This window comes from Adhaeribacter radiodurans, assembly GCF_014075995.1.
Lineage (GTDB): Bacteria > Bacteroidota > Bacteroidia > Cytophagales > Hymenobacteraceae > Adhaeribacter > Adhaeribacter radiodurans.
Window position 1 is genome coordinate 737478 of record NZ_CP055153.1, and the last position, 22926, is coordinate 760403.

The window sequence follows — 22926 nt, forward strand, 5'->3', positions numbered from 1 at the left end:
TTCCAACTTTCCAACCAAAACAACTTGTAACCTGAAACTTGCAACTTGCAACCAAAATATGGAAAAAAGAGATTTAGTGCGGGTATTTGCGCGGGGTGGAGTAGTGTCGCCGGGAGATTTAAAGCAGATCTTGACGACCGCCAATGAGTTTGGGAACGAGGTTATTCATTTTGGGTCACGGCAGGATATTTTGTTTCCGGTAAGTATTCGCAGCAAAACTATTCTGGATAGTACTTTTCAGGACATTCGCACGGATTATGACTTTGGCGGCAAGCATTACGAAAATATAGTTAGCTCGTACGTAGCCGCTGATATTTTACCCGCTACCAGTTGGCTGCACTCCGATACCTATTTGTATATTCTGGATGATTTTGATAAGTATCGGCCTCAACTAAAAGTAAATATTGCTGATCCCCGGCAAACGTTGGTGCCGTTGTTTACCGGAAATTTAAATTTTGTGGCTTCCAAGCAGGAAAATTACTGGTACTTGTATCTGAGTTTACCCGAGTACAACAATAAATTAGTTTGCTGGCCGGCCTTAATTTATACGTTTGATGTGGTGCGTACGGTTAAGGCTCTGGAAGCAGTTTACCAGGATCAACCTAATCTACCCATTACCGGTTTGTACGACCAAACCAACGCCAGCATAAAGGCAAATAACCGGCCTTTGCAAAGTGAACTGGAATTGCCAACTGTCCCTTTCCCAACCTACGAAGGCATGAACAAAATGGCCGGGGATAAATACTGGCTGGGATTGTACTGGCGTAATAACCAATACACCATTAGTTTTTTGCAGGCGCTTTGCGATTTATGCGTGCAAACCAATATTGGTAAAATCAGCATTACGCCCTGGAAATCATTTATTATCAAGGGTATTGCCGAACGCGATAAGATTAAATTTGAAAAACTGCTGGGTAAATTCGGGATAAACATGCGGCATTCATCGTTGGAATTAAACTGGCACTTGCCGGTGCTCGACGAAGAAGCTTTGCAGTTAAAGCGTTACCTGGTACGCACCTTCGACCAGAACGACATCAGCACCGAAGGTTTAACTTTCGCGATTAAAACGGTGCCCATGAGTTTGTTTACATCCATGGTAATCGAAAAAAAACCAGCTTCGAAATATTCCGATAAGTACGAACTGCTGCCGACTTACAATGTGCTGTACTGCCGCGATTTCAACCCAAACAAACGCGATTACCAGACTTACGCCAAAGATGTGTTGCAGGAAGACCTGGCACCCTTGCTCATGGAATTAAGCCGCCTGTACTACGAACAATTAGATTACGAGCCCGAAGTAAAAATCAGTAAACCGGCTGTAGAGCAAAAATCGTTGCACCCGGTTTACCAATGTTCGCATTGCTTAACGGTTTACGACCAAGCTTTCGGCGATGAAAGTGCAGGTATTTCGGCCGGGGTAACTTTTGAAGAGCTGCCCCAAACCTACGCTTGTTCGCTGTGCGAAGCGCCTAAAAAAGAGTTTGTAAAGCTACATTTAGAGAAGGCGTCGCATTAAAAATTTAAAAATTTCTTCCCTATTTAATAAAAGGCTACCCTGATTTTAAAAATTGTTGGTATAAGATAAACTGTAAAATCCTGATCAAAGCTTGTCTGGATTATCTAGTACTTAGCGCAAACATTGTTTCTTATAATTATTAATGCGGTACTTTTGCGGTTGATCGTAAAAAGGTTGAAAAGGGTAAACTTCTAAATTTCGCCGAAATTTGTGTAAGTTAGAGGCTTTTTAATTTATTATGATAACAGTAGAAGAAGCTTTTGCCCGAATCAATGCTAACAAAGTGGAGCTGCCTGTTACGGAGGTGAGCTTAGCGGAAGCCGTTGGAAAAGTATTACGCGAACCTATTTACGCCGATCGGGATTTTCCTCCTTTCCACCGCGTAACTATGGATGGCATTGCGATCCGGTACGAGGCATACCAAGCTGGGGAAGATACTTTCCCGATAGAAGGTCTGCAATTAGCCGGGGCACCTGCCCAAACCTTAACGAACAAAGACGGGTGTCTGGAAGTAATGACGGGGGCCATCTTGCCCCGCCATACCGACACCGTAATCCGCTACGAAGATGTAACCATTACCGAACGGCGAGGTAAACGCTATGCGCATATTCTGGCTGCCCCTAAAATGCGCCTGCAGAATGTACACCAGCAAGGTTCCGACCGACGCGCTACTGATTTACTAATATCGGAAGGTACCCTACTTTCTCCTGCTGAAATAGCGGTGGCAGCTACTATTGGTAAATCCAGTTTAAAAGTCACGCAAGCGCCCCGGGTGGCCATTATCTCTACTGGTGATGAGCTGGTAGAAGTTACCCAGACTCCTTTACCGCACCAGATTCGGAAATCAAATAGCTACATGTTGCAGGCAGCTATGCGCGAACAAAACGTGTTAGCTGATGTTTTTCATTTAATAGATGATAAGGCCTTATTATTAAGCGAACTCCAGGAAAAATTAAAAAAATACGACGTGCTGGTGTTAAGCGGGGGCGTTAGTAAAGGCAAAGCCGATTTTATTCCGGAGGTGTTACAGGAATTAGGCGTGCAACAGCTTTTCCACGAAGTAGCCCAACGTCCCGGAAAACCATTCTGGTTTGGGAAACATGCGGCTGGTCCGGTGGTTTTTGCGTTGCCGGGTAATCCGGTTTCTACGTTTGTTTGTTATTATAAATATATCCAACCTTGGTTGCGGTCTGTTTTGGGTGCCGCGCCAACGTGGTCGCTGCAAGCGCATTTAACCACCGAAGTTACATTCAACCCCAAGCTTACTTATTTTTTACCGGTGAAACTATTCGTGGCATCCACCGGAATCTGGCGGGCTCAACCGGTTACTATTGGCGGCTCCGGCGATTTTGCGGGCTTACTAACCGCCGATGGGTTTTTAGAACTGCCGCCGGATCAAATCAAGTTTTCGGCGGGTGACACCTTCCCGTTTATAGGGTTCAGACGGTAGTTGTTTGAATTTTTTAAAAATTCTATTTTTTGTAGGCATAACGGTAAATAGAGGAAGTAGAGTTACTTATATTACTACTCTTTCGGATTAAATAAATTTAAAAAATGGGATTAGGAATGTCTCTAAATCTAGAATTTAATAGTTAAAATGCAGTATTGTTTTATGCTTCCAATCTGTTAAAAAATAGATGAACCTACCGAAAAATAACTCCAGCTTTTTAACCAGTGTTACCGATAGAAGAGCCTTCATAAATGCGTTAACTAAAGCCGTCGGGGCTTCGGTATTGTTGACCAGTCCGTTTGTGTCTCAGGCGGAAAATTCAAATTATCCGCAGCAATCGTATACGGTAAAGCAAATTATTGACTTGTTTCTGAAGGAAATACCGGAAGCCCCTTTTGATAAAACCGTAGATACTTTAAAATCAGGTAGTGCTGATACAAAGGTCACCGGCATAATTACTACGATGTTTGCTACCATAGAAGTTATCCGGAAAGCCATTGACTTAAAAGCTAACTTTATAATTGCGCATGAACCTACTTTTTATAGCCACCAGGATGATACGGATTGGCTACAAAAAGACGAGGTTTACCAGTACAAAGCTAATTTGCTAAAACAGCATAATATTGCCGTTTGGCGCAACCACGATTACCTGCACACCCACAAACCCGATGGTGTAATGGCTGGGCTGATTGCTGCTTTGGGTTGGCAAAAATACGTGCAGCCGGAAACCCAAGCCCGTTTTGTTTTGCCGGCCACTTCTTTTAAAGACTTAGTCGCGCATGTGAAATCAAAATTAAACATCCAGATGGTGCGCTACATGGGAGAACCTACGCAATCCTGCCGGAAAGTTTTACTTTTGCCCGGTGCATCCGGAGCCAAAAGACACATAGCGGAAATTGAAAAGGAGAAGCCCGATGTAGTGCTGGTGGGGGAAGCTCAGGAATGGGAAACGGTAGAATACGTGCGGGATGCTCAAGCCAAAGGCGATAAGCTGTCGTTGGTATTACTGGGTCATGCGGTGAGCGAAGAGCCCGGAGCCGAATGGATGGCTTCGTGGCTCAAAGCAAAGGTGCCCGGCTTGAAAGTAACGCATGTGGCATCTCGGAACCCGCTGTCATTTATGTAAAATTTTAAAAATTTGGTGTGGATGAAGATTTTACTGGAGCCAGTCGGTAGACTGGCTTTTGTCTTTTAGTAGGAGTGAAGTTGCGCTGAACACTTGCGCTCCTATCCAACTATAAGTATAAACTTACGGAAGGAGAAAAGATTTTACACAACACGTTATTTAATGTTTACAATCTAAATCTTTTTCCACTACAATTCTCAGCTGTTTTTCATTACCTAAGTCAATTAGATCATCAAAGCCAATTAAATCTGTATCTACCCATTTTTGCGCCATTGTCTCAGGAATAGAAACAACAATGGTGTTGTGGTTAAATTGAACGCTAACTTCTTTATCAGAAGTTTGTTGTAAAAGATAACGCAAAGCATTGGTTTTGTCGGGACTGAAGGAAATCGTTTCTTCTATCTGACCTGCATCGGCAAATTGAGTAACTTCGGCTTCGGAGAGGCGCAAACGCAAACTGTTTCCCTGGATTCTGAGTTTCATAGTTATTTAGTTTATGGTCGAGAGTCGATGTTCATAGACCATAGCTTAATTTTTTAAATTTTTGTAATTTGAAGTTTATAGTTAACCAAATACGAAAAGAACTAGAGTTCTACTTTTAGGCTATCAATAAAATTCATTAAGCCCTCTTTTCGCAAACGCTAGAGGTATTACTTAAAACCTTTCACCAAGATAACTTTTTAACTTTACAACTTTCTAACCTTCAACTAAATTTCAACCTGTAACTTGCAGCCTGTAACCTGCAACTAAACAATGGAACCAGAGAAAACTTTTTCGCACCTGGATGCGGCCGGAAATCCGGCAATGGTAGATGTAAGTGCGAAAAGCGAAACAAAAAGAACAGCCATTGCCCAGAGTATTGTGGTGTTGGGCGATGAAATAATGCAGCATTTAAGCAATGGCGATATTCAAACCAAAAAAGGGCCGGTGTTTCAAACGGCGATTATTGCCGGTACCATGGGCGCTAAAAAAACTTCGGACTTGATTCCCTTATGTCACCCGTTGGGTCTGGAAAGCTGTAAATTTCAGATTCAGGTAAACGAAGCCAACGAAGTGGTTATTCAATGCACAGCCAGCTTAACCGGCAAAACCGGCGTTGAAATGGAAGCATTAACCGGGGCCAGCGTTGCCGCCTTAACTATTTACGATATGTGCAAAGCTTTTTCGCACGACATTGTTATTAAAGAAACCAGATTAATTAGTAAAACCGGAGGTAAAAGTGACTTCATTCGAAAATAAACCCGCGCACCAGAAGCATGTTGCTTTAAGTCGACCCAAGTTAGGACATTTCGGCAGAACAGAATTGGCTATTCTGGGTACACCCTGCGGTAATATCAAAAAGTTAGCCTTTGCTATCACGGCAAAATTATCCGGAAAATTAAAAATTGCTTACGTTGATGCCGATCATAAAAGTGCGGATGCCGAAGCAAGTAACGGTCCGGATGTAAATACCGCCTTAGCCTACGGTAGTTTTCTGGAGTATACCGATAAAATTACTTTTCAACGGCTGGATTACCGGACTAACTGGAACGAATATCAGCAAAAAACATTCTTCCAGTCGGCTGATTTGGTTTTGGTAAATGGTAACCATTTTCCGGCCCAAGCCCAGATAATCGTGATTGATCCGGCAAAGCCATTAGAGAAAAAACTAGATAAGCTCACCAACGTACGACTGATATTATTACAAGAAGGCGTTACGGAAGTGCCCGATTTTATTCAAAAACATGTAACAGATATAACTCAAATACCAGTCTTATCCATCACCGAAATCGAGAAAATTACAGACTTTATAGCTGGATTTTACCAACAGAACATACCTGTTTTAAATGGATTGGTTTTAGCGGGTGGCAAAAGTACCCGCATGCAAAGTGACAAAGGCTTATTGCAGTATCATGACCAAGACCAACGTACGCACGTACACCAATTGCTAAGCACTGTATGTGTGGAAGCATTTGTATCGTGCAATTCTACGCAAGCAGCGGATTTAGAAGATAAATTACCTTACCTGGAGGATCGTTTTTTAAATTTAGGACCAAAAGGCGGCATTTTAACGGCTTTGCAGCACGATCCTAATGTGGCTTGGTTAGCAGTAGCCTGCGATCTGCCTTTTTTAAGTAAAGAAACCCTCGACTATTTAGTACAGCACCGCGATCACACCAAAATGGCCACCGCTTTTTATGACTCGGATGGCAAATTTCCGGAGCCATTATTAACTATCTGGGAGCCGCGTAGCTATGCTTTGTTGCTGCAGTTTTTAAGTTTAGGTTATTCCTGTCCGCGCAAAGCTTTAATTAACTCCGATGTGAAATTGCTTACTATTCCAAATGTAACAGAACTGCGTAATGTAAATGACCAAGCGGCTTATAAAGAAGTATTAACCGACCTACATCAGAAAAGATAACAGTGATAGCGGTTTGTAGGATAAATTTTAATATTGAATAAAACCTGCCCCTTGTAACCTGTAATCCTCAACTAATTAAGGATGGGCGGCTACCCAGACTTCGCCATCTTCAAAAATTTCCTTCTTCCAGATAGGCACAATTTCTTTTAAAGTATCTATGATAAACTCGCATGCCTCAAAAGATGCTTTGCGGTGCGGCGTAGAAACGGCAATCACTACGGCTGCTTCGCCAATAGGCAATAAGCCGGTACGATGCACAATAGCTACTTTTTGCACCGGCCAGCGTTCAGAAGCCAAATCTGCCAGTTCCTGCATTTTCTTTAAGGCCATGGATTCGTAAGCCTCAAATTCTAACCGCACTACTGTTTTTTTCTGGGTATTATTCCGGACGGTGCCAATGAATACATTGATTGCTCCGGCACCATCCGATTGTACGGTCGCAATTATTTCTTCTGTATTAATGGGTTGATCGGTTAAAGCAATCATGATAGTACCAGGTATTAAGTATTAAGTAGCAGGATATTGAACGTTAAAGGATAAGTAATAACTTCAAGTCCTAATTAGTCAAAGCAAATAGCAGTAGTAAGAATAAACAGGTAAACTAAATCTTAATACCTGAAACTTATTACCTGCTACTATCATCCGCCACTTACCGGTGGAATTAAAGCAATTTCGTCGTTGGGTTTTAAAGTTATTTCAGGTTTTGCGTATTCGTCGTTTACGGCTACTAGAACTGAGTGTAGTTTTGTTAAACCCGGATAAGTAGTTTGTAAGTTATGAAGCAAATCCTGAACCTTAGAAGCTTCTGGAATGTCCAGTGATAACCAAGTCTGACCAATAATGTCTTTTGTAATACCAAATAAGCGAATTTTTAATTGCATAGGTTTCAATAATAAATCCTTGTTAAAGTTAACTAATTTATAATAGAATTAGTTATCTATTTACAATCTCGAAATTTTCTCGTACTTTCGGTAGTAAGCACCAGATTATGACTAAATCACGCCCGCAAATAGTAGATAATCACGGCCGTCCTTTAACGTACGTGCGATTGGCTGTTACCGATAGGTGCAATTTGCGTTGTTTTTATTGCATGCCCGCCGAAGGCATTGATTACCTTCCCAAAAAGCAATTGCTTACCTACGAAGAAATGGAACGATTGCTGCAGGTGCTGGCTGGGTTAGGTATTAGTAAAGTACGTATTACAGGTGGCGAACCATTTCTGCGTAAAGATTTAACTTACTTTCTGCGTCAGGTAAAAGCCATTCCGGGTATTGAAGAAATACATATTACGACTAACGGTGTACTTACCGAACAATATATTCCGGATTTAGTAAATTTAGGAATTAAGTCGGTTAATCTGAGCCTGGATACTTTAGACCGGGAGCGGTTCCATAAAATTACCCGTCGGGATGAATTTGAAAAAGTAATGCAAACGTATTATGCTTTGCTGGCTAATCAGATTTCAGTAAAAATCAACGCGGTAGTAATGGAAGGACAAAATATTGAAGATATTGTTCCTTTAGCTGCTTTAACCAAAGATCATCCGGTTTCGGTCAGGTTTATCGAAGAAATGCCCTTCAACGGTGAAGGCCAGCACTATCCGGTACTAACCTGGAATTACCGCAAGATAATTACTGAATTACAAACTGCTTTTCCGGATTTATACAAAGTTTCAGATGATGTGCACTCTACGGCCAACCATTACGCTATTCCAGGATATAAAGGCAATATTGGAGTGATTGCCGCCTTCTCCCGAACTTTTTGTGGCACCTGTAATCGTATTCGGGTAACTGCCCAAGGCGGATTAAAAACTTGTCTTTACGGGAATGATGTGCTGAACGTAAAAAATATTCTACGGAGCGGGGCTTCTGATGCCGCCCTCACCGAAGAGCTACTGAAAGCCTTTGATAGTCGGGCTAAAGATGGGTACGAAGCTGAAGCCCAACGACCTAAATTATTATCAGTTTTTGAATCTATGTCGATGATAGGAGGTTAAAGACCTCTACTAACTTTAATATAAAAGAAAAGCGGCTCTGTTACCAGAGCCGCTTTTCTTTTATATTAAGCTTTTTTACAATATATCGCTGAACAGTCCTGGAAAGATGCCTAATATTATGGTAAGCACCGCAATAAAAATTAAGGTAAAAGTTGTAAAGGAATCTACCTCTAAACGTTCGCCACTAGGCTCGCGCATGTACATGGCAATTACTACCCGGAAGTAATAATAAATACCAACCATCGACATTAAAATTCCTATTACCACTAACCACAATAAATCTTTTTCCAGCACACTACCAAAAATGAAGAACTTACCAAAAAAACCACCTGTTAACGGAATTCCTGCCAGCGAAAGCATTGAAACTGTCATAACAAAAGCTAAGAGCGGATTAGTTCGGCCTAAACCATTAAAGCCAGCATAACTTTCGTCACCATCGCGTTGGTCTGATACAATTTTTAAAATACCGAAAGCGGCTACGGTAGCTACGGAGTAAGCTAAGGAGTAAAAGAAAATTGCGTTCTCGGAACGACCGTTCAGGGCTAGCAGAGCTAACATTAAGTATCCAGCGTGAGAAATACTGGAATAAGCCATCATCCGCTTAAAGGAATCCTGAGCGGCAGCGCCAATATTACCTATTACTAAGGTAATTACGGTCATGGCTACTAAAGTGGGGAACCAAAAAGAATAAGCTCCGGAAAAAGAAACGGAAAGTAATTTATAAAAAGCAGCAAACCCCGCCGTTTTCACTACCGTCGACATAAAACCGGTAAACATAGCTGGAGTGCCTTCATACACATCGGGTGTCCAGAAGTGGAAAGGAGCCGCCGAAACTTTAAACGAAATACCAACTAAAACCAACAACAATCCCATTCCTAACAACGGCGACATTCCTTCGGTATTGGAGTTAGCAGCAGAACTTATTTCGGTAATGTAGAAAGTACTGGTTGCACCGTAAATTAAAGCTATACCAAATAATAAAATTCCGGTAGCAAACGAACCCATTAAAAAATATTTCAGGGCGGCTTCGTTAGAACGCAAGCTTCGCTTTTCACTTCCAGCCAGAACATACATGCTGATAGATAATATTTCTATTCCGATAAATAGCATCAGGATATTTTCGTAGGCAACCATCATAATAGCGCCAACAAGGGAGAATAAAAGCAAGGCAAAGTACTCCGGTAAATTGTCATCATTTATCCGGATATAACGAGCAGAAAAAGGTAAAATAAGGAGAGTGGTTAATACTACTATACTGGTGAAAGCTACCGCAAAATTATCAACGGTGAGCATATTGTTGAAATAACTTTCGGTTTGGTTCCAATCGGCCAGATTTGCTCCAAATACGATTACTAGGAACAATAAAACCAGCGGCAGCAGAATCCGGTTAGATTTCAGGAAGCCTAAAAATAGGTTTATAATACCGAAAGTAGTGAGTAAAATAATTGATACCATATTACAGTTGTTCTTAACATTTACCATTTACCAACTACCATTTACCAATTTTTATTTTTTATTTTTTAATAATTGGTAAATGGTAGTTGGTAAATGGTAAATGAATAACTATCTATTTATAATATTTAATAACTGATTTATTGATGGTTCTGAAATACTTAAGAATGTGTTGGGATGTAAACCAATCCAGAATACCATTACCACCAGCGGAATTAAAACCGCTTTTTCTATTTTGGTTAAATCTTTGAAATTAGCTGTTGCCGGGTTTTGTTCACCAAACATAACACGCTGGAACATCCGCAGCATATAAACGGCTCCCAGTATTATAGTTAAGCCAGCCACTGCACCTAACCAGCCATTGTACTTATAAACACCCATTAACAATAAAAACTCGCCCACAAACCCGTTAGTGAGAGGTAAGGCTACGGCACCCAGTAGCAAAATCATGAAGTAGATGGATAAAGCTGGCGTACTTTGCGTAATACCACCTAAACTCTCTATATCGCGGGTATGGGTACGGCGGTAAATAATATCAACAATGAAGAATAAACCCGTTACGTTAATCCCGTGGCTTAACATCTGAATCATTCCGCCTTGTAGGCCTTGCTCATTTAAAGTAAAAATACCAGCGGCAATTAAGCCTACGTGCGCAATAGAAGAGTAAGCTAACAAGCGTTTCAAATCGCGCTGGCGAATAGCAATAATAGAACCGTAGATTATACCAATAACCGAAAGTATCAAAACCAACTCATCCCATTGACTTACGCCTAATGGAACTACTGGCAGTAACCAGCGGATAACTCCATAGATACCCATTTTCAGCATAATACCGGAAAGTAACATAGTGGCTGGTGCCGGAGATTCGGTGTAAGTATCGGGTTGCCAGGTATGAAAAGGGAATACTGGCATTTTAATGGCAAAAGCCAGAAACAAGAACCAGAATATCCAGCTTTGGCTGCTAGCATCTAAGGTTAACTGGTAAAAAGCGTTAATATCTGAAGAGTGATTGCCTGGCGTTTGGAAATACAGGTAGATAAACCCTACCAGCATAAACAACGAGCCAATAATGGTATACAAGAAAAACTTAAACGTAATGGCAATTCTTCGTTCACCACCCCAAACGGCCGCAATAAAGTAAATCGGAATTAAAGCTACCTCCCAGAAAAAGTAAAATAAGAAAGCATCAAAAGAAACAAACACGCCAATCAAACCAGTTTGCATGAGTAGAATAAGCGCGTAAAAAGCCGATGGATTCTTATACGAATGCGGAAAGGAAGCTAAGATAATTAACGGTACCAGAAAGGTCGTCAGGAAAACCATAAGCAAACTAATGCCATCCATGCCGATGCTAAACGTAATACCCGCAGAAGAAATCCAGTCTTTTACTAAAGTAAATTGGGGAGCCACGGAAGGTTCAAACTGCAGCATGGCGTATATAGCCAACAAAAACTCCAGAATGGCAGCCCCGAAAGCAAATTTTTTGGCGGTGTTACCTTTTAAAAGCAGAACCAATAAGGCCGCCGCCGCGGGCCAGAAAAGTAATAAAGCTGTTATCATCTTTTTCTTGCTACCAGAATCTAAAGTTTAATAGTATAATAAGGGCAATGCTCAGAACCATGGCAAAAATATAGAAGCCAATATCTCCAGTTTGTAGTAAGCGCAAGGAACGGCCGCCACCGAGAACAGTTTTTCCAAAGCCATTTACTACTGGGTCAATAATACTTTGCTCAACAAACCGGTACACATTGGTCGAGAGCCACATTATTGGTCGTACAATTAGAGCATTATAAATCTCGTCGATGTAATATTTGTGGTAAATCAAATTGTGCAAAGGAGAGAGGCGGGTATCTTCATCAGCAGGTACGGTACGTTTTTTAACGTAAGTAACATAAGCGACAATAATGGCTAATACTGCTACACCTACCGAAATGGCCATGAGAATGTATTCTGTTGAGTGGGATAACTCTGCCGCTTCGAACATGCTTGGATTCGCTATTCGGGCATTATTAAATACCGGAGAGAGAAAATCTGCCAGATAATGATGGGCACCAAATACTGCCGGAATACCCATAAAGCCACCAATCGTAGATAATATTGCCAGAATAATAAGCGGTAAGGTCATGCTGGCTGGTGACTCATGCAAATGGTGGCGTTGTTCTTCGGTGCCCCGGAAAGAACCAAAAAAGGTTAAATACAACAACCGGAACATGTAAAAAGCGGTCATGAATGAAGCAAATACCCCAAAGGCCCACATGATTTTACTGTGCTCCCACACGTGCGCCAACAATTCATCTTTCGAGAAGAAACCGGCAAACGGTGGAATTCCTGAAATAGCTAATGTTCCAATTAAGAAGGTTAAAAATGTTATTGGTAATTTCTTGCGCAAACCACCCATCATCCGAATATCCTGTTCGCCGCTCATAGCGTGAATAACACTACCCGCACCCAGGAACAATAATGCTTTAAAAAAGGCATGAGTAAGTACGTGGAACATGGAAGAAGTATAAGCGGTAACGCCTAAAGCTAAAAACATATATCCTAACTGACTAACAGTAGAGTAAGCGAGTACTTTTTTAATATCGTTCTGAGCTAAACCAATGGTTGCCGCAAATACTGCGGTTATTAACCCAATAATTGCAATTACGTGCAGCGTATCTGGGGCAAGGCTATACAACACGTTGGAGCGCAATACCATGTAAATACCTGCCGTAACCATGGTAGCCGCGTGAATAAGCGCAGAAACTGGGGTAGGTCCAGCCATCGCATCGGGTAACCAGGTATAAAGGGGTAATTGCGCGCTTTTACCCATTGCGCCAACAAATAATAATAAGGTAATAGTAACTATAACGGGTGCATTTAGTAAGTTGGGCATTTGCGTGGCTTTACTAAATACCTCCGCGTAGGAAACACTTTCGAAAGTGTTAAATATTAAGAAAATACCTAACAAAAAGCCCAAATCACCAATACGGTTCATGATAAAAGCTTTCTTAGCGGCATTGTTGTAGTTCTGGTTTTTATTCCAGAAGCCAATTAACAAGTAAGAGCATAAACCAACCCCTTCCCAACCAAAAAACATTAAAACGTAGTTAGAGCCCATTACCAGCAGCAGCATCGAAAAAATAAACAAATTCAGGAAAGCGAAGAACTTTCCGAAATTCTCATCGTGGTGCATGTAGCCAACGGAATATACGTGAATGACAAATCCAACGCCCGTAACCAGCAGCAGCATAATCAGCGATAACTGGTCGATTTGGAAGGAGATTGGAATTTGCAGATTCCCGACTGACACCCAATTAAAGATATCAGTTAAATAAGGCTGACCATTAAAACTAAAGAATAGATAAAGGGATAAGAGAAAAGAGGTAAAAACGGTTGCCGAACCAATAAACCCGGCTAAACCAACGGGTAATTTACGGTTGCCTAAGCCGTTAATAAGAAATCCGATAAATGGCAGCAAAGGTATTAATAAGCAAATTAGCGCCATCTCCGGATTATTTGCAGGCATTGCGACTTCTTGCATCTACAATCTAGGTTTGTGGGAATCTTTCTATGGTAAAAAACTTAAAAATTTTAGTTAGTTGGTTAAACTGAAATTTAAGGAACTACCATTTTAAATTATTTAAGATATTAATATCTGTAGACCGGATGTTCCGGTAAATCATAACAATAATTGCCAAACCAACGCAAACTTCGGCGGCAGCCACAGCCATTATAAAAAATACAAAAACTTGAGCATTGGCATCGGAACGATAAGCCGAAAAGGCAGTAAGCAATAAGTTTACTGCGTTTAACATAAGCTCAATGCACATAAAGATAACAATGGCATTACGCCGGGTTAAAACCCCGGTTACACCAATAACAAAAAGTGCAGTACTAAAAAACAGATAATAATTTAAGGGTATTGTCCGGATTACCTCAGGTATTTGATCCATGGGCAAATGATAGAAGCGTTAGCTATAAGGTTTACTTTCTCCACGAAGCCGCAAAGTTACGTCATTTTTAATAAAAGCATAATTTATCTCCTATCTTCTTTTGTAAAAGCTTTGCGGTAGTAAATCTACTTTTAATGGCAGTGTTTCTGATTGTAATTTTATTAATGTATAAAATCCCTCCATATAATTAATGAAAAGACGTTGAATTGAAGAGGTTAGTTAAAGGTATATAATAAGATTTAAGAAAAATAAAAGGGATTGTGCTCTACAATCCCTTTTATTTTTCTATTGAATCAATCTATAATCAATTTAAAAATGACGTTCCCCAATTTCCTTTTTTCCTAACATTACGGCGCCTACCATAGCTACCAAAAATAATACGGATGCTAATTCAAATGGTAACAGGTAATTCTTAAATAAGACCTTACCTAAATTTTCTACCATGCCAATTTGGGAGTTAAAAGTATCCGGATTGTAGCTTCCAGTAGGAGCATCTTTTAAAGCGGCCACCATCACTACTAATAACATACCCCCAGAAATTACCCCTGCCACTTTTACTAAAGCAGATTTATGCCGTTCTGTTTCCTTGTTCAGGTTTAAGAACATAATCACAAACAAGAACAAAACCATAATGGCACCGGCATAAACAATAATATTTACTGCCGCTAAAAACTGTGCATTTAGTAAAATATAATGCCCGGATAGAGAAAAAAAAGTAAGAATCAGGAACAATACACTGTAAACAGGATTCCGGGAAAATACCACTCCTAATGCAGCAATGAGAGTTAGAAAAGTTAAGAAATAAAAAAGGCTACCAGTCATAATTTATTTTATAGTTTGTAGTTGATTGTCTAGGGTTAATAGACTATCAACTATAAAAATTTAGAAAACTGTGGACTTTGGACTATCGTCTATGGTCTACTAATAACGATATTTAATGTTTTCTTTAGAATTACCCGCATCCAATGGTTCCAGTAAGCGGTCTTTACCATAAATAAACTCGTCACGCTCGTAACGGGGAGGAGCCATTTTATTGTTCTGTAAAAACACCGCTTCCTTCGGGCATGCTTCTTCGCATAGACCGCAGAAAATGCAACGTAACATATTTATTTCGTAGGTTACCGCATACTTTTCTTCGCGATATAAATGTTCTTCGCCTTTTTTGCGTTCGCCGGCTACCATGGTAATAGCTTCGGCCGGACAAGCAACCGCACATAAACCACAGGCAGTGCAACGTTCCCGATTTTTTTCATCGCGGCGCAAAACGTGCAAACCCCGAAACTCTTTACCAATAGGGCGCTGTTGTTCCGGATATTGTATTGTTGCTTTCTTTTTAAAGAAGTGGCGCATGGTAATAGAAAGCCCTTGGAAAACAGCCGGCAAATACATTTTTTCGGCTATTGTCATTGGCTTTTTCTCTACCAATTTTGCTCTATTTGATAAGGGTTGCATAAAATTTTATAACAATTTAGATGCTGATGTCTGAAATAATATAACAGACGGTATTGAGTAATCTGTTTTAGCAACGGAGCGGAAAATTACCAGCCCAATTTCTCGCCTAGCAAAATACCTCCACCTGTTAAAACAATATTTAAAATAGCAAGCGGGATTAAAACTTTCCATCCCAGGTTCATCAACTGGTCGTAGCGGAAACGCGGTAAAGTCCAACGTACCCACATAAAGAAGAAGATAAAAAAGAAAATCTTCGCAAATAAAACTACTGTTCCTAAAATAGTAACAATGTTATGCGCTAATTGTGGGTCTTTGGAAATATTAGCTTCCAGCCAATCCATACCCGGAAAATTAAAACCACCAAAGTACAAAGTGCTCATTACCGCAGAGGCTACAAAAATGTTAATGTACTCCGCGAATAAATAAAGACCCAGTTTCATGGAAGAATATTCGGTATGGTAGCCACCAATTAATTCGGTTTCGCATTCCGGTAAGTCAAAGGGGGTACGGTTAGTTTCGGCAAATGCACAGACCAGGAAAATAATAAATCCTAACGGCTGGTACCAAATATTCCAATTAAAACCGTGTTGCTGCAATGAAATCTCGCGTAACGATAAGGTGCCAGTCATCATTAAAATAGCAATAATGGAAAGACCCATCGCCAATTCGTACGAAATGTTCTGGGAGGCAGCCCGAACAGCGCCTAATAACGAAAATTTGTTATTAGATGCCCAACCACCAATCATAACGCCGTAAACTCCTAAAGAAACTACTCCGAAGATATAAAGCATTCCTATGTTTACTTCAATAGCCTGTAACCGGATTTCGGGCAAACCCTCAAAACGAAGCGTATTGCCAAATGGAATAACCGCGCTGCTCATGCAAGCGGTAAGCATAGCCAGCGATGGTCCGGCAATAAACAACCACTTGTTTGATTTGGCAGGAATAAATTCTTCTTTGAAAAACATTTTTACCGCGTCAGCAAGTGGCTGAGCTAAGCCAAACGGACCTGCCCGGTTGGGGCCAATCCGGTCCTGCAAAAAAGCAGCAACCTTACGTTCCGCATAAGTAGAGTAAGTGGCAATTAATAAGGTAATACCAAAAATGGTAATAATGATAATCGCCTGAATGGCTAAAATAGGCATGTTATTTTATGGTATAAATGGTCTTGGAAAATTATTTAATTCATCAACCGTACTCTGCGGCAAATCAGGAACTAACTGCGGATTAATTACCGGAAGTTCATAATGATTGGCCGAAATAACCGAAGCGCGAGCAATGTGCCGCGGGCCATCCACTGTCCAGTCGCTCATTTCTTTTTTCTCGAAGCGACACTCGTTACAGATAAAATCTACTACTTCGCCGTACTCATTTTTGCGGGCCGTTACACGTAAAACATCGTTGCCTCTATTCCAGAGTACTACTTTACCCGTACATTTCGGACAATCGCGATGAGCATCTAAAGGCTTGGTAAACCAAACCCGGTTTTTAAACCGGAAAGTTTTATCGGTTAAAGCTCCCACTGGGCATACGTCAATAACGTTGCCGGAGAAATCGTTATCAATTACATTTTCGATGTAAGTGCCAATTTCAGAAGCATCTCCGCGACCTAATACTCCGTGTACCCGCTTATCCGTAATCTGGTCGGCGGTATAAACACAACGGTAGCACAAAATACAGCGGTTCATGTGCAACTGAATTAACGGACCAATATCTTGCCGCTCAAAAGTACGACGATCTTCCTCGTAACGGGTGGCGGAGGTGCCGTGTTCGTACGAAAAATTCTGTAAATCACATTCACCAGCCTGGTCACACACCGGGCAATCCAGCGGATGATTAATTAATAGCATTTCCACTACACCCTTCCGTGCTTCCAGCACTTGAGGAGAAAGGGTGTTTTCTACTACCATACCATCTTGCACCGGTGTTACGCACGAAGCTACCAATTTTGGCATGGGCCGAGGGTCTTTAGCGGAGCCAGCAGTTACTTTTACTAAGCAGGCGCGGCATTTACCACCGCTACCTTTTAAAGGCGTATAGTAACACATGGCGGGAGGTACTATATCGCCTCCTATTTTGCGGGCTGCATTTAATATAGAGGTACCATCTGGCACTTCTACTTCAATACCGTCGAAAGTTATTTTTGCCATTTATATCTAGTTGTCAGTTGTTGGTTATTAAGGGTATGTCAATATCTACCATTCACCAACTTGTTATTTTTTAATCAAACTCCCTGATTTAGATTAAGAGTAGGTAAAACTTAAACTTGATTAAACCTTTGCTTATTCTATAAAAGAGAAAATTTAAAAATTAGTAGTATCTACTATTAAATTTTAGAAAGAAATTTACTTTTTCTGTCAAACCTTACCGGAAATTTCCTGGTAAAAGCTTATGGTTGCCAACCTTATATTTTACTAGTATGTAGTTACTATAATGTTGGTAGTTTGTTATTTTATAATTCAGCTTAAACTAAGGATGCTACTTCGGCACCGCGGTAAACAGCACCAGGCTGCGTAGCCGCTTCCGGATGTTTCACATGCCATTCAAACTCTTCCCGGAAATGACGCACCGCACTCGCCACTGGCCAGGCAGCAGCATCGCCTAATGGGCAAATAGTATTTCCTTCGATTTGCTTGGAAACATTTACCAGTAAATCAATGTCGTGCATGTGGCCGTGACCATGTTCAATGCGGTGCAGGATTTTTTCCATCCAACCGGTACCTTCGCGGCAAGGGCTACACTGACCGCACGATTCATGATGATAGAAACGGGAGAAGTTCCAGGTATTGCGAACAATACAAGTAGTATCATCCATTACAATAAATCCACCTGAACCTAACATTGTACCGCTCACAAATCCCCCTTCAGACAATGATTCATAGGTCATTACTCGTGGCGTACCTTCGGCAGTTTTTAAGAACAATTGAGCTGGTAAAATAGGAACGGACGAACCTCCTGCTACTATAGCTTTAAACTGACGACCTTTCCAGATACCACCGCAATATTCATCCGAAAATAAAAATTCTTCAACCGGTAAGCCTAATTCAATTTCATAAACCCCAGGCTTATTAATATGACCACCCGCTGAAATTAGCTTGGTACCCGTACTGCGACCAACCCCAATTTTGGCGTATTCTTCTCCAGTATTATTTACAATCCAAGGTACAGAAGCAATAGATTCTACGTTGTTTACTACAGTAGGGCAAGCATATAAGCCTTGCACCGCCGGGAATGGCGGTTTGTTGCGGGGGTTCCCACGTTTACCTTCTAAAGATTCCAGTAAAGCCGTTTCTTCGCCGCAAATATAGGCTCCACCTCCAGGGTGTACGTGTAAATCCAAAGAATAACCCGAACCCAAAATGTTTTCCCCTAAAAGACCAGATGCGTAGGCTTCGGCAATTGCTTTTTCTAAAATTCGGAGCACAAACATAAGTTCGCCGCGAATGTAAATGTATGAGGTACGGGCTCCCAAGGCATAGCTAGAGGTAATCATACCTTCTATCAAAGCATGTGGGATTTTTTCCATTAATACCCGGTCTTTGAAGGTGCCTGGCTCCGACTCGTCGGCATTACAAACCAAGTAACGTGGTTTACCTTCCGGTTTCGCCAAAAAGCTCCACTTCATTCCGGTAGGGAATCCGGCACCCCCCCGACCCCGTAAGCCTGATTTTTTCACTTCTTCCACCACTTCTTCCGGAGTCATGGTTTTAAGTGCTTTTTCCACGGAGCGGTAACCACCCATTTTGCGGTAAACCTCCAAGGTATTAATGCCGGGTACGTTAATATGTTCAGTTAATATTTTTCTTCCCATTTTTTCTTAGATTCAAGTATCAGGACACAAGTACCAAGACTATCAAATTCACTTTTTTATTATTCAGACTTCTGTTTCAGGTTTAAAAATTTTGTTATAAATCTTACTGCCTGATCCATCCTGCCTGATACTATTTACTCATTTCTCATATCGTCCAGCAGTTTATCGGTGCTGTCCGGGTCTAGATTTTCGTAGTATGTTTCCCGGATTTGCAGCATAGGACCCATACCACAAGCCGCAAGGCATTCTACCGTTTTTAAAGTAAACATACCATCCGCGGATGTTTCCCCCACTTTGCATCCTAGCCGGTGCTCCAGGTGTTCAATCAACTGATCGGCACCCCGTAACATACAAGGACCTGTCCGACAAACTTCCAACACATGCTTACCCACTGGTTTTAAATTAAACATGGTGTAAAAAGTAGCTACTTCGTACACTTCAATGGGGGCAATACCTAAAATTTCAGCTACTTTATCTTGCACCTGAGAGCTTACCCAACCTCCAAATTCAGCCTGCGCAATGTGTAACACCGGTAAAATGGCTGATTTCTTCCGATCCGGTGGATAATGAGAAATGTAACGCTGAATTTCGGCCATTGCTGCATCCGAAAATTGAATGTCGTTGATTGTTGTTGTATTGTCCATTTTAAAGTTAGCGGCGATAAACTGCTAAGTTTTCAGCACTCCGCTTTACCTAGCATTTTAATTTATCTGCTTTTCTATAGCTAATTTATTTTAAGATTATCTTTCCGGCTATCAGGCCTTTATTGCAAATTACTAGGCATCCAGCTCCCCGGCAATCACATTCATGCTACTCAGAATAATAATGGCATCGGAGAGCGACGTGCCTACTACCATTTCCGGGTAAGCCTGGTAATAAATAAAGCAAGGCCGCCGGAAATGCAACCGGTAAGGAGCCCGACCACCATCACTAATCAGATAAAAACCTAATTCGCCATTTGCACCTTCTACGGAGTGGTAAACTTCACCAACCGGAGCATCAATTTCTCCCATTATAATTTTGAAATGGTAAATCAAGGCTTCCATGTTGCGGTATACTTCCTGCTTAGGTGGCAGGTAATATTCTGGAGCATCGGCGTGATAAGGGCCTTCCGGTAAGTTTTCTAAAGCTTGCTCGATAATGCGTAAACTTTGCCAGATTTCTTCGTTCCGTACCAAAAAGCGATCGTAAGTATCGCCTTTAGTACCTACCGGAATTTCAAAATCAAAATCTTCGTAAGAAGAGTATGGATTCATTATACGTACATCATAATCCACTCCGGCAGCACGCAGGTTTGGTCCGGTAAAACCGTAATTCAAGGCTTTTTCGGCGGTAATTGGTCCTACATCTACGGTGCGGTCCATAAAAATACGGTTACGGTTAAACAGCGATTCAAACTCACGCATTACCGGCGGAAATTCCTTTATCCATTTGCGCAACTTTGCTAAAGCAGTAGGAGAGAAGTCCCTTTCCATGCCGCCGATCCGGCCCATGTTAGTAGTTAGGCGAGCGCCGCAGATTTCTTCATAAATTTCGTATACTTTTTCCCGCTCCTGAAATACATACAAGAAGCCCGTAAAAGCACCGGTATCCACACCTAAAATAGAATTACAAATAAGATGGTCGGTAATCCGGGCCAGTTCCATTACAATTACGCGCATGTAATCGGCCCTTTTAGGGATTTTTACCCCAAGTAATTTCTCCACCGTCATCCACCATCCCATATTATTTATAGGAGAGGAACAGTAATTTAACCGGTCGGTAAGGGGAGTTATTTGGTAAAACGGACGGCGTTCGGCAATTTTTTCGAAGGCCCGGTGAATGTAACCAATCGTGGGTACCCCCGAAATAATTCTCTCACCGTCCATTTGTAATATATTCTGGAAAACACCGTGTGTTGCCGGGTGAGTAGGTCCCAGGTTAAGCGTAGTTAACTCCCGTTCAAAATCTCCAACGTTTTGCACGGCGCCAGAGGAATTCCCAGGCATTATGCCGGTATTTGAAGGAGTACCGTTCTTAATATCTGCCATATATTGGTCCAGTATTCAAATTGTTATTTGCTGATTTTATTAGTAAAACAGAATCAATAAATAACTTTATATAATCAATTATTACTTAAAATATACGTTAGCCGGAAGTATTTCTCCTTTATGGCTAACTACAGCGCTTATCTGCCGAAGAAAGTATCTACCTTGTCTTCACGCGTTCCATCCTCTAATGCATACTGCTTACGTAAAGGGTGGTAAGTCATGTCTTCTACATTTAAAATCCGAATCAGATTAGGATGTCCTACGAAGATAACCCCAAAGAAATCATAAGCTTCCCGCTCCATCCAGTTAGCGGTTTCATACAGGTTGGTTAAGGTAGGCATATTCGGGTCTTCAATCGGGAAGAAAATCTTAATCCGGAGGCGTACATTGTGCACTAAACTGTGTACATGGTACACCATTCCTAATTCGGCTCCTTGCTTTTCCGGGTAATGAACGCCGCACATAGTAGTGAGGAAATTCATTTGCAGATACTCATGGTAATACAAGTATTCCATGATCGGAAGCAAATTTTCGCGAGATGTAGTAAGAGTTAACAAACCATAAGGCTCCCAAATATCAAAAAGGGCGTCGCCGAATTTTTTAGTTAAATGTTCGAGAAGGATCTGGTTATTAAGCGGCTCCATGCGTTATTTAATGTTATAGGAAGCTAATAAAGCTTGATACTCCGGAGAATTCCGGCGACGCAGGGATTCATTTTTTACCAGGTCCTGAATGCGCATTAATCCATCTAATACCTGTTCGGGCCGCGGCGGACAACCTGCTACGTACACATCAACCGGAATTATCCGGTCAATACCTTGTAATACGCTGTACGTATCAAAAATACCACCGCTAGTAGCGCAAGCTCCCATAGCTAATACCCAACGCGGCTCCGCCATTTGCTCGTAAACCTGTTTTACAATGGGCGCCATTTTCTTGGCAATAGTACCCATCACCATTAATAAGTCTGCCTGACGCGGCGAAAAGCTTGGGCGTTCAGAACCAAAACGGGCTATATCGTAATGTGCCCCCATTGTTGCCATAAATTCGATACCACAGCAAGAGGTAGCAAATGGCAAAGGCCACAAAGAGTGGCTGCGGGCTAATCCAACTACTTTTTCTAAGGAAGTGGCAAAAAAACCGGCGCCTTCAAAGCCATCCGGTGCATCTACCATTTTTATATCTGCCATACAATCTATGTTCTTGATTTAGATAATTAAAACGAATGAACGTTCTAAAATCCAACATCTATTAGCTTATAAAAGTTTTACTATTTTGGTGGGTTACTCCCATTTCAGGATGCCCTTCTTGATAACGTAAAAGAAACCAATTAATAATAACGCCATAAAGACCAGCATTTGTATAAATCCGTCGAAACCAAATTCCCTGAAATTTACCGCCCAAGGATAAAGAAATATGATTTCTACGTCAAATAATACAAATAATATAGCCGTCATGAAGTACTTGTAAGAAATGGGGGTACGGGCATTCCCAACTGACTCAAGACCACTTTCCCAGGCAGCGTCTTTTACCTTACTGTGCCGTTTGGGGCCAATAAGGTGGGTAACCACCATAGAAAAAATTACAAAGCCTAAAGCGGCCGCAAATTGAATTAATATGGGTAAGTAGTCCGATGGTAATTGATTTACGGGCGCTGTTTCCATTCTTTAGGGTTCCGTTTGTGAAATTTGGAGCAAAAGTACGCATTAATCATAAAGATTCAAACAAAGCAGCATTTGTTAAGGACACACCTTTCA

General features: G+C 41.3%; 23 protein-coding genes. 6 read left to right on the plus strand and 17 right to left on the minus strand.

Annotation, left to right across the window (positions count from 1 at the left end):
• Window positions 1–58 precede the first annotated feature (58 nt).
• The 3 genes from HUW48_RS03485 (at window position 59) to HUW48_RS03495 (ending at window position 4092) form a co-directional block, all read left to right on the plus strand.
• Window positions 59–1516 (plus strand): rubredoxin domain-containing protein, encoded by a 1458-nt coding sequence (locus HUW48_RS03485; protein ID WP_182414351.1) that lies wholly within the window; start codon window positions 59–61, stop codon window positions 1514–1516.
• A gap of 238 nt (window positions 1517–1754) precedes the next feature.
• Window positions 1755–2966 carry a molybdopterin molybdotransferase MoeA gene (locus HUW48_RS03490; protein WP_182414352.1) on the plus strand — a complete coding sequence of 404 codons (1212 nt, stop codon included), beginning with the start codon at window positions 1755–1757 and terminating at the stop codon, window positions 2964–2966.
• Window positions 2967–3153: 187 nt separating this feature from the next.
• Complete coding sequence (locus HUW48_RS03495) at window positions 3154–4092, plus strand: Nif3-like dinuclear metal center hexameric protein (protein WP_182414353.1); 939 nt, start codon at window positions 3154–3156, stop codon at window positions 4090–4092.
• Window positions 4093–4251: 159 nt separating this feature from the next.
• Here the strand turns inward: HUW48_RS03495 and HUW48_RS03500 are convergent, their stop codons facing one another.
• Window positions 4252–4575 carry a DUF7009 family protein gene (locus tag HUW48_RS03500; RefSeq protein WP_182414354.1) on the minus strand — a complete coding sequence of 108 codons (324 nt, stop codon included), beginning with the start codon at window positions 4573–4575 and terminating at the stop codon, window positions 4252–4254.
• Between the two features lie 270 nt (window positions 4576–4845).
• On the opposite strand from HUW48_RS03500, the gene moaC reads away from it, so the two are divergent.
• Both moaC and HUW48_RS26925 read left to right on the plus strand, forming a co-directional pair.
• Complete coding sequence (gene moaC / locus HUW48_RS03505) at window positions 4846–5331, plus strand: cyclic pyranopterin monophosphate synthase MoaC (RefSeq protein ID WP_182414355.1); 486 nt, start codon at window positions 4846–4848, stop codon at window positions 5329–5331.
• A complete protein-coding gene (locus HUW48_RS26925) occupies window positions 5312–6493 on the plus strand; it encodes an NTP transferase domain-containing protein (protein ID WP_246343681.1) in 1182 nt (393 codons plus the stop codon). The genes moaC and HUW48_RS26925 overlap by 20 nt, the downstream gene beginning before the upstream one ends.
• A gap of 75 nt (window positions 6494–6568) precedes the next feature.
• On the opposite strand, the gene HUW48_RS03515 is transcribed toward HUW48_RS26925, so the two are convergent.
• Window positions 6569–6979: a molybdenum cofactor biosynthesis protein MoaE gene (locus HUW48_RS03515; protein WP_182414356.1), complete on the minus strand. Its 411-nt coding sequence runs from the start codon at window positions 6977–6979 to the stop codon at window positions 6569–6571.
• A gap of 152 nt (window positions 6980–7131) precedes the next feature.
• Window positions 7132–7374 (minus strand): MoaD/ThiS family protein, encoded by a 243-nt coding sequence (locus HUW48_RS03520; protein WP_182414357.1) that lies wholly within the window; start codon window positions 7372–7374, stop codon window positions 7132–7134.
• 107 nt (window positions 7375–7481) lie between these two features.
• Here HUW48_RS03520 and moaA point away from each other — a divergent pair, with 107 nt between their 5' ends.
• A complete protein-coding gene (gene moaA, locus HUW48_RS03525; protein ID WP_182414358.1) occupies window positions 7482–8489 on the plus strand; it encodes a GTP 3',8-cyclase MoaA in 1008 nt (335 codons plus the stop codon).
• Between the two features lie 75 nt (window positions 8490–8564).
• On the opposite strand, the gene HUW48_RS03530 is transcribed toward moaA, so the two are convergent.
• The 14 genes from HUW48_RS03530 to HUW48_RS03595 form a co-directional block, all read right to left on the minus strand.
• Window positions 8565–9944 (minus strand): NADH-quinone oxidoreductase subunit N, encoded by a 1380-nt coding sequence (locus tag HUW48_RS03530; protein ID WP_182414359.1) that lies wholly within the window; start codon window positions 9942–9944, stop codon window positions 8565–8567.
• A 108-nt stretch (window positions 9945–10052) separates the two neighbouring features.
• Window positions 10053–11501, minus strand: a complete 1449-nt coding sequence (locus HUW48_RS03535; RefSeq protein ID WP_182414360.1) for a complex I subunit 4 family protein — start codon at window positions 11499–11501, stop codon at window positions 10053–10055.
• A gap of 10 nt (window positions 11502–11511) precedes the next feature.
• Window positions 11512–13464: an NADH-quinone oxidoreductase subunit L gene (gene nuoL / locus HUW48_RS03540; RefSeq protein WP_246343682.1), complete on the minus strand. Its 1953-nt coding sequence runs from the start codon at window positions 13462–13464 to the stop codon at window positions 11512–11514.
• Between the two features lie 82 nt (window positions 13465–13546).
• On the minus strand, window positions 13547–13876 hold the full coding sequence (gene nuoK, locus HUW48_RS03545) for an NADH-quinone oxidoreductase subunit NuoK (protein WP_182414361.1): 330 nt from the start codon (window positions 13874–13876) through the stop codon (window positions 13547–13549).
• Between the two features lie 309 nt (window positions 13877–14185).
• Complete coding sequence (locus tag HUW48_RS03550) at window positions 14186–14698, minus strand: NADH-quinone oxidoreductase subunit J family protein (protein ID WP_182414362.1); 513 nt, start codon at window positions 14696–14698, stop codon at window positions 14186–14188.
• A gap of 99 nt (window positions 14699–14797) precedes the next feature.
• Window positions 14798–15283 carry a NuoI/complex I 23 kDa subunit family protein gene (locus HUW48_RS03555; protein ID WP_220463990.1) on the minus strand — a complete coding sequence of 162 codons (486 nt, stop codon included), beginning with the start codon at window positions 15281–15283 and terminating at the stop codon, window positions 14798–14800.
• A 131-nt stretch (window positions 15284–15414) separates the two neighbouring features.
• Window positions 15415–16473, minus strand: a complete 1059-nt coding sequence (gene nuoH / locus HUW48_RS03560; RefSeq protein ID WP_182414364.1) for an NADH-quinone oxidoreductase subunit NuoH — start codon at window positions 16471–16473, stop codon at window positions 15415–15417.
• 6 nt (window positions 16474–16479) lie between these two features.
• Window positions 16480–17478 (minus strand): 2Fe-2S iron-sulfur cluster-binding protein, encoded by a 999-nt coding sequence (locus HUW48_RS03565; RefSeq protein WP_182414365.1) that lies wholly within the window; start codon window positions 17476–17478, stop codon window positions 16480–16482.
• Window positions 17479–17792: 314 nt separating this feature from the next.
• Window positions 17793–19139 carry an NADH-quinone oxidoreductase subunit NuoF gene (gene nuoF, locus HUW48_RS03570; RefSeq protein WP_182414366.1) on the minus strand — a complete coding sequence of 449 codons (1347 nt, stop codon included), beginning with the start codon at window positions 19137–19139 and terminating at the stop codon, window positions 17793–17795.
• 134 nt (window positions 19140–19273) lie between these two features.
• Window positions 19274–19783, minus strand: coding sequence for an NADH-quinone oxidoreductase subunit NuoE family protein (locus HUW48_RS03575; protein WP_182414367.1), 510 nt, complete (start codon window positions 19781–19783; stop codon window positions 19274–19276).
• Between the two features lie 132 nt (window positions 19784–19915).
• A complete protein-coding gene (nuoD, locus tag HUW48_RS03580; RefSeq protein ID WP_182416261.1) occupies window positions 19916–21127 on the minus strand; it encodes an NADH dehydrogenase (quinone) subunit D in 1212 nt (403 codons plus the stop codon).
• A 179-nt stretch (window positions 21128–21306) separates the two neighbouring features.
• Window positions 21307–21813, minus strand: a complete 507-nt coding sequence (locus HUW48_RS03585; RefSeq protein ID WP_182414368.1) for an NADH-quinone oxidoreductase subunit C — start codon at window positions 21811–21813, stop codon at window positions 21307–21309.
• Between the two features lie 3 nt (window positions 21814–21816).
• Window positions 21817–22359, minus strand: coding sequence for an NADH-quinone oxidoreductase subunit B (locus HUW48_RS03590; RefSeq protein ID WP_182414369.1), 543 nt, complete (start codon window positions 22357–22359; stop codon window positions 21817–21819).
• Window positions 22360–22452: 93 nt separating this feature from the next.
• A complete protein-coding gene (locus tag HUW48_RS03595) occupies window positions 22453–22833 on the minus strand; it encodes an NADH-quinone oxidoreductase subunit A (RefSeq protein ID WP_182414370.1) in 381 nt (126 codons plus the stop codon).
• Window positions 22834–22926 lie beyond the last annotated feature (93 nt).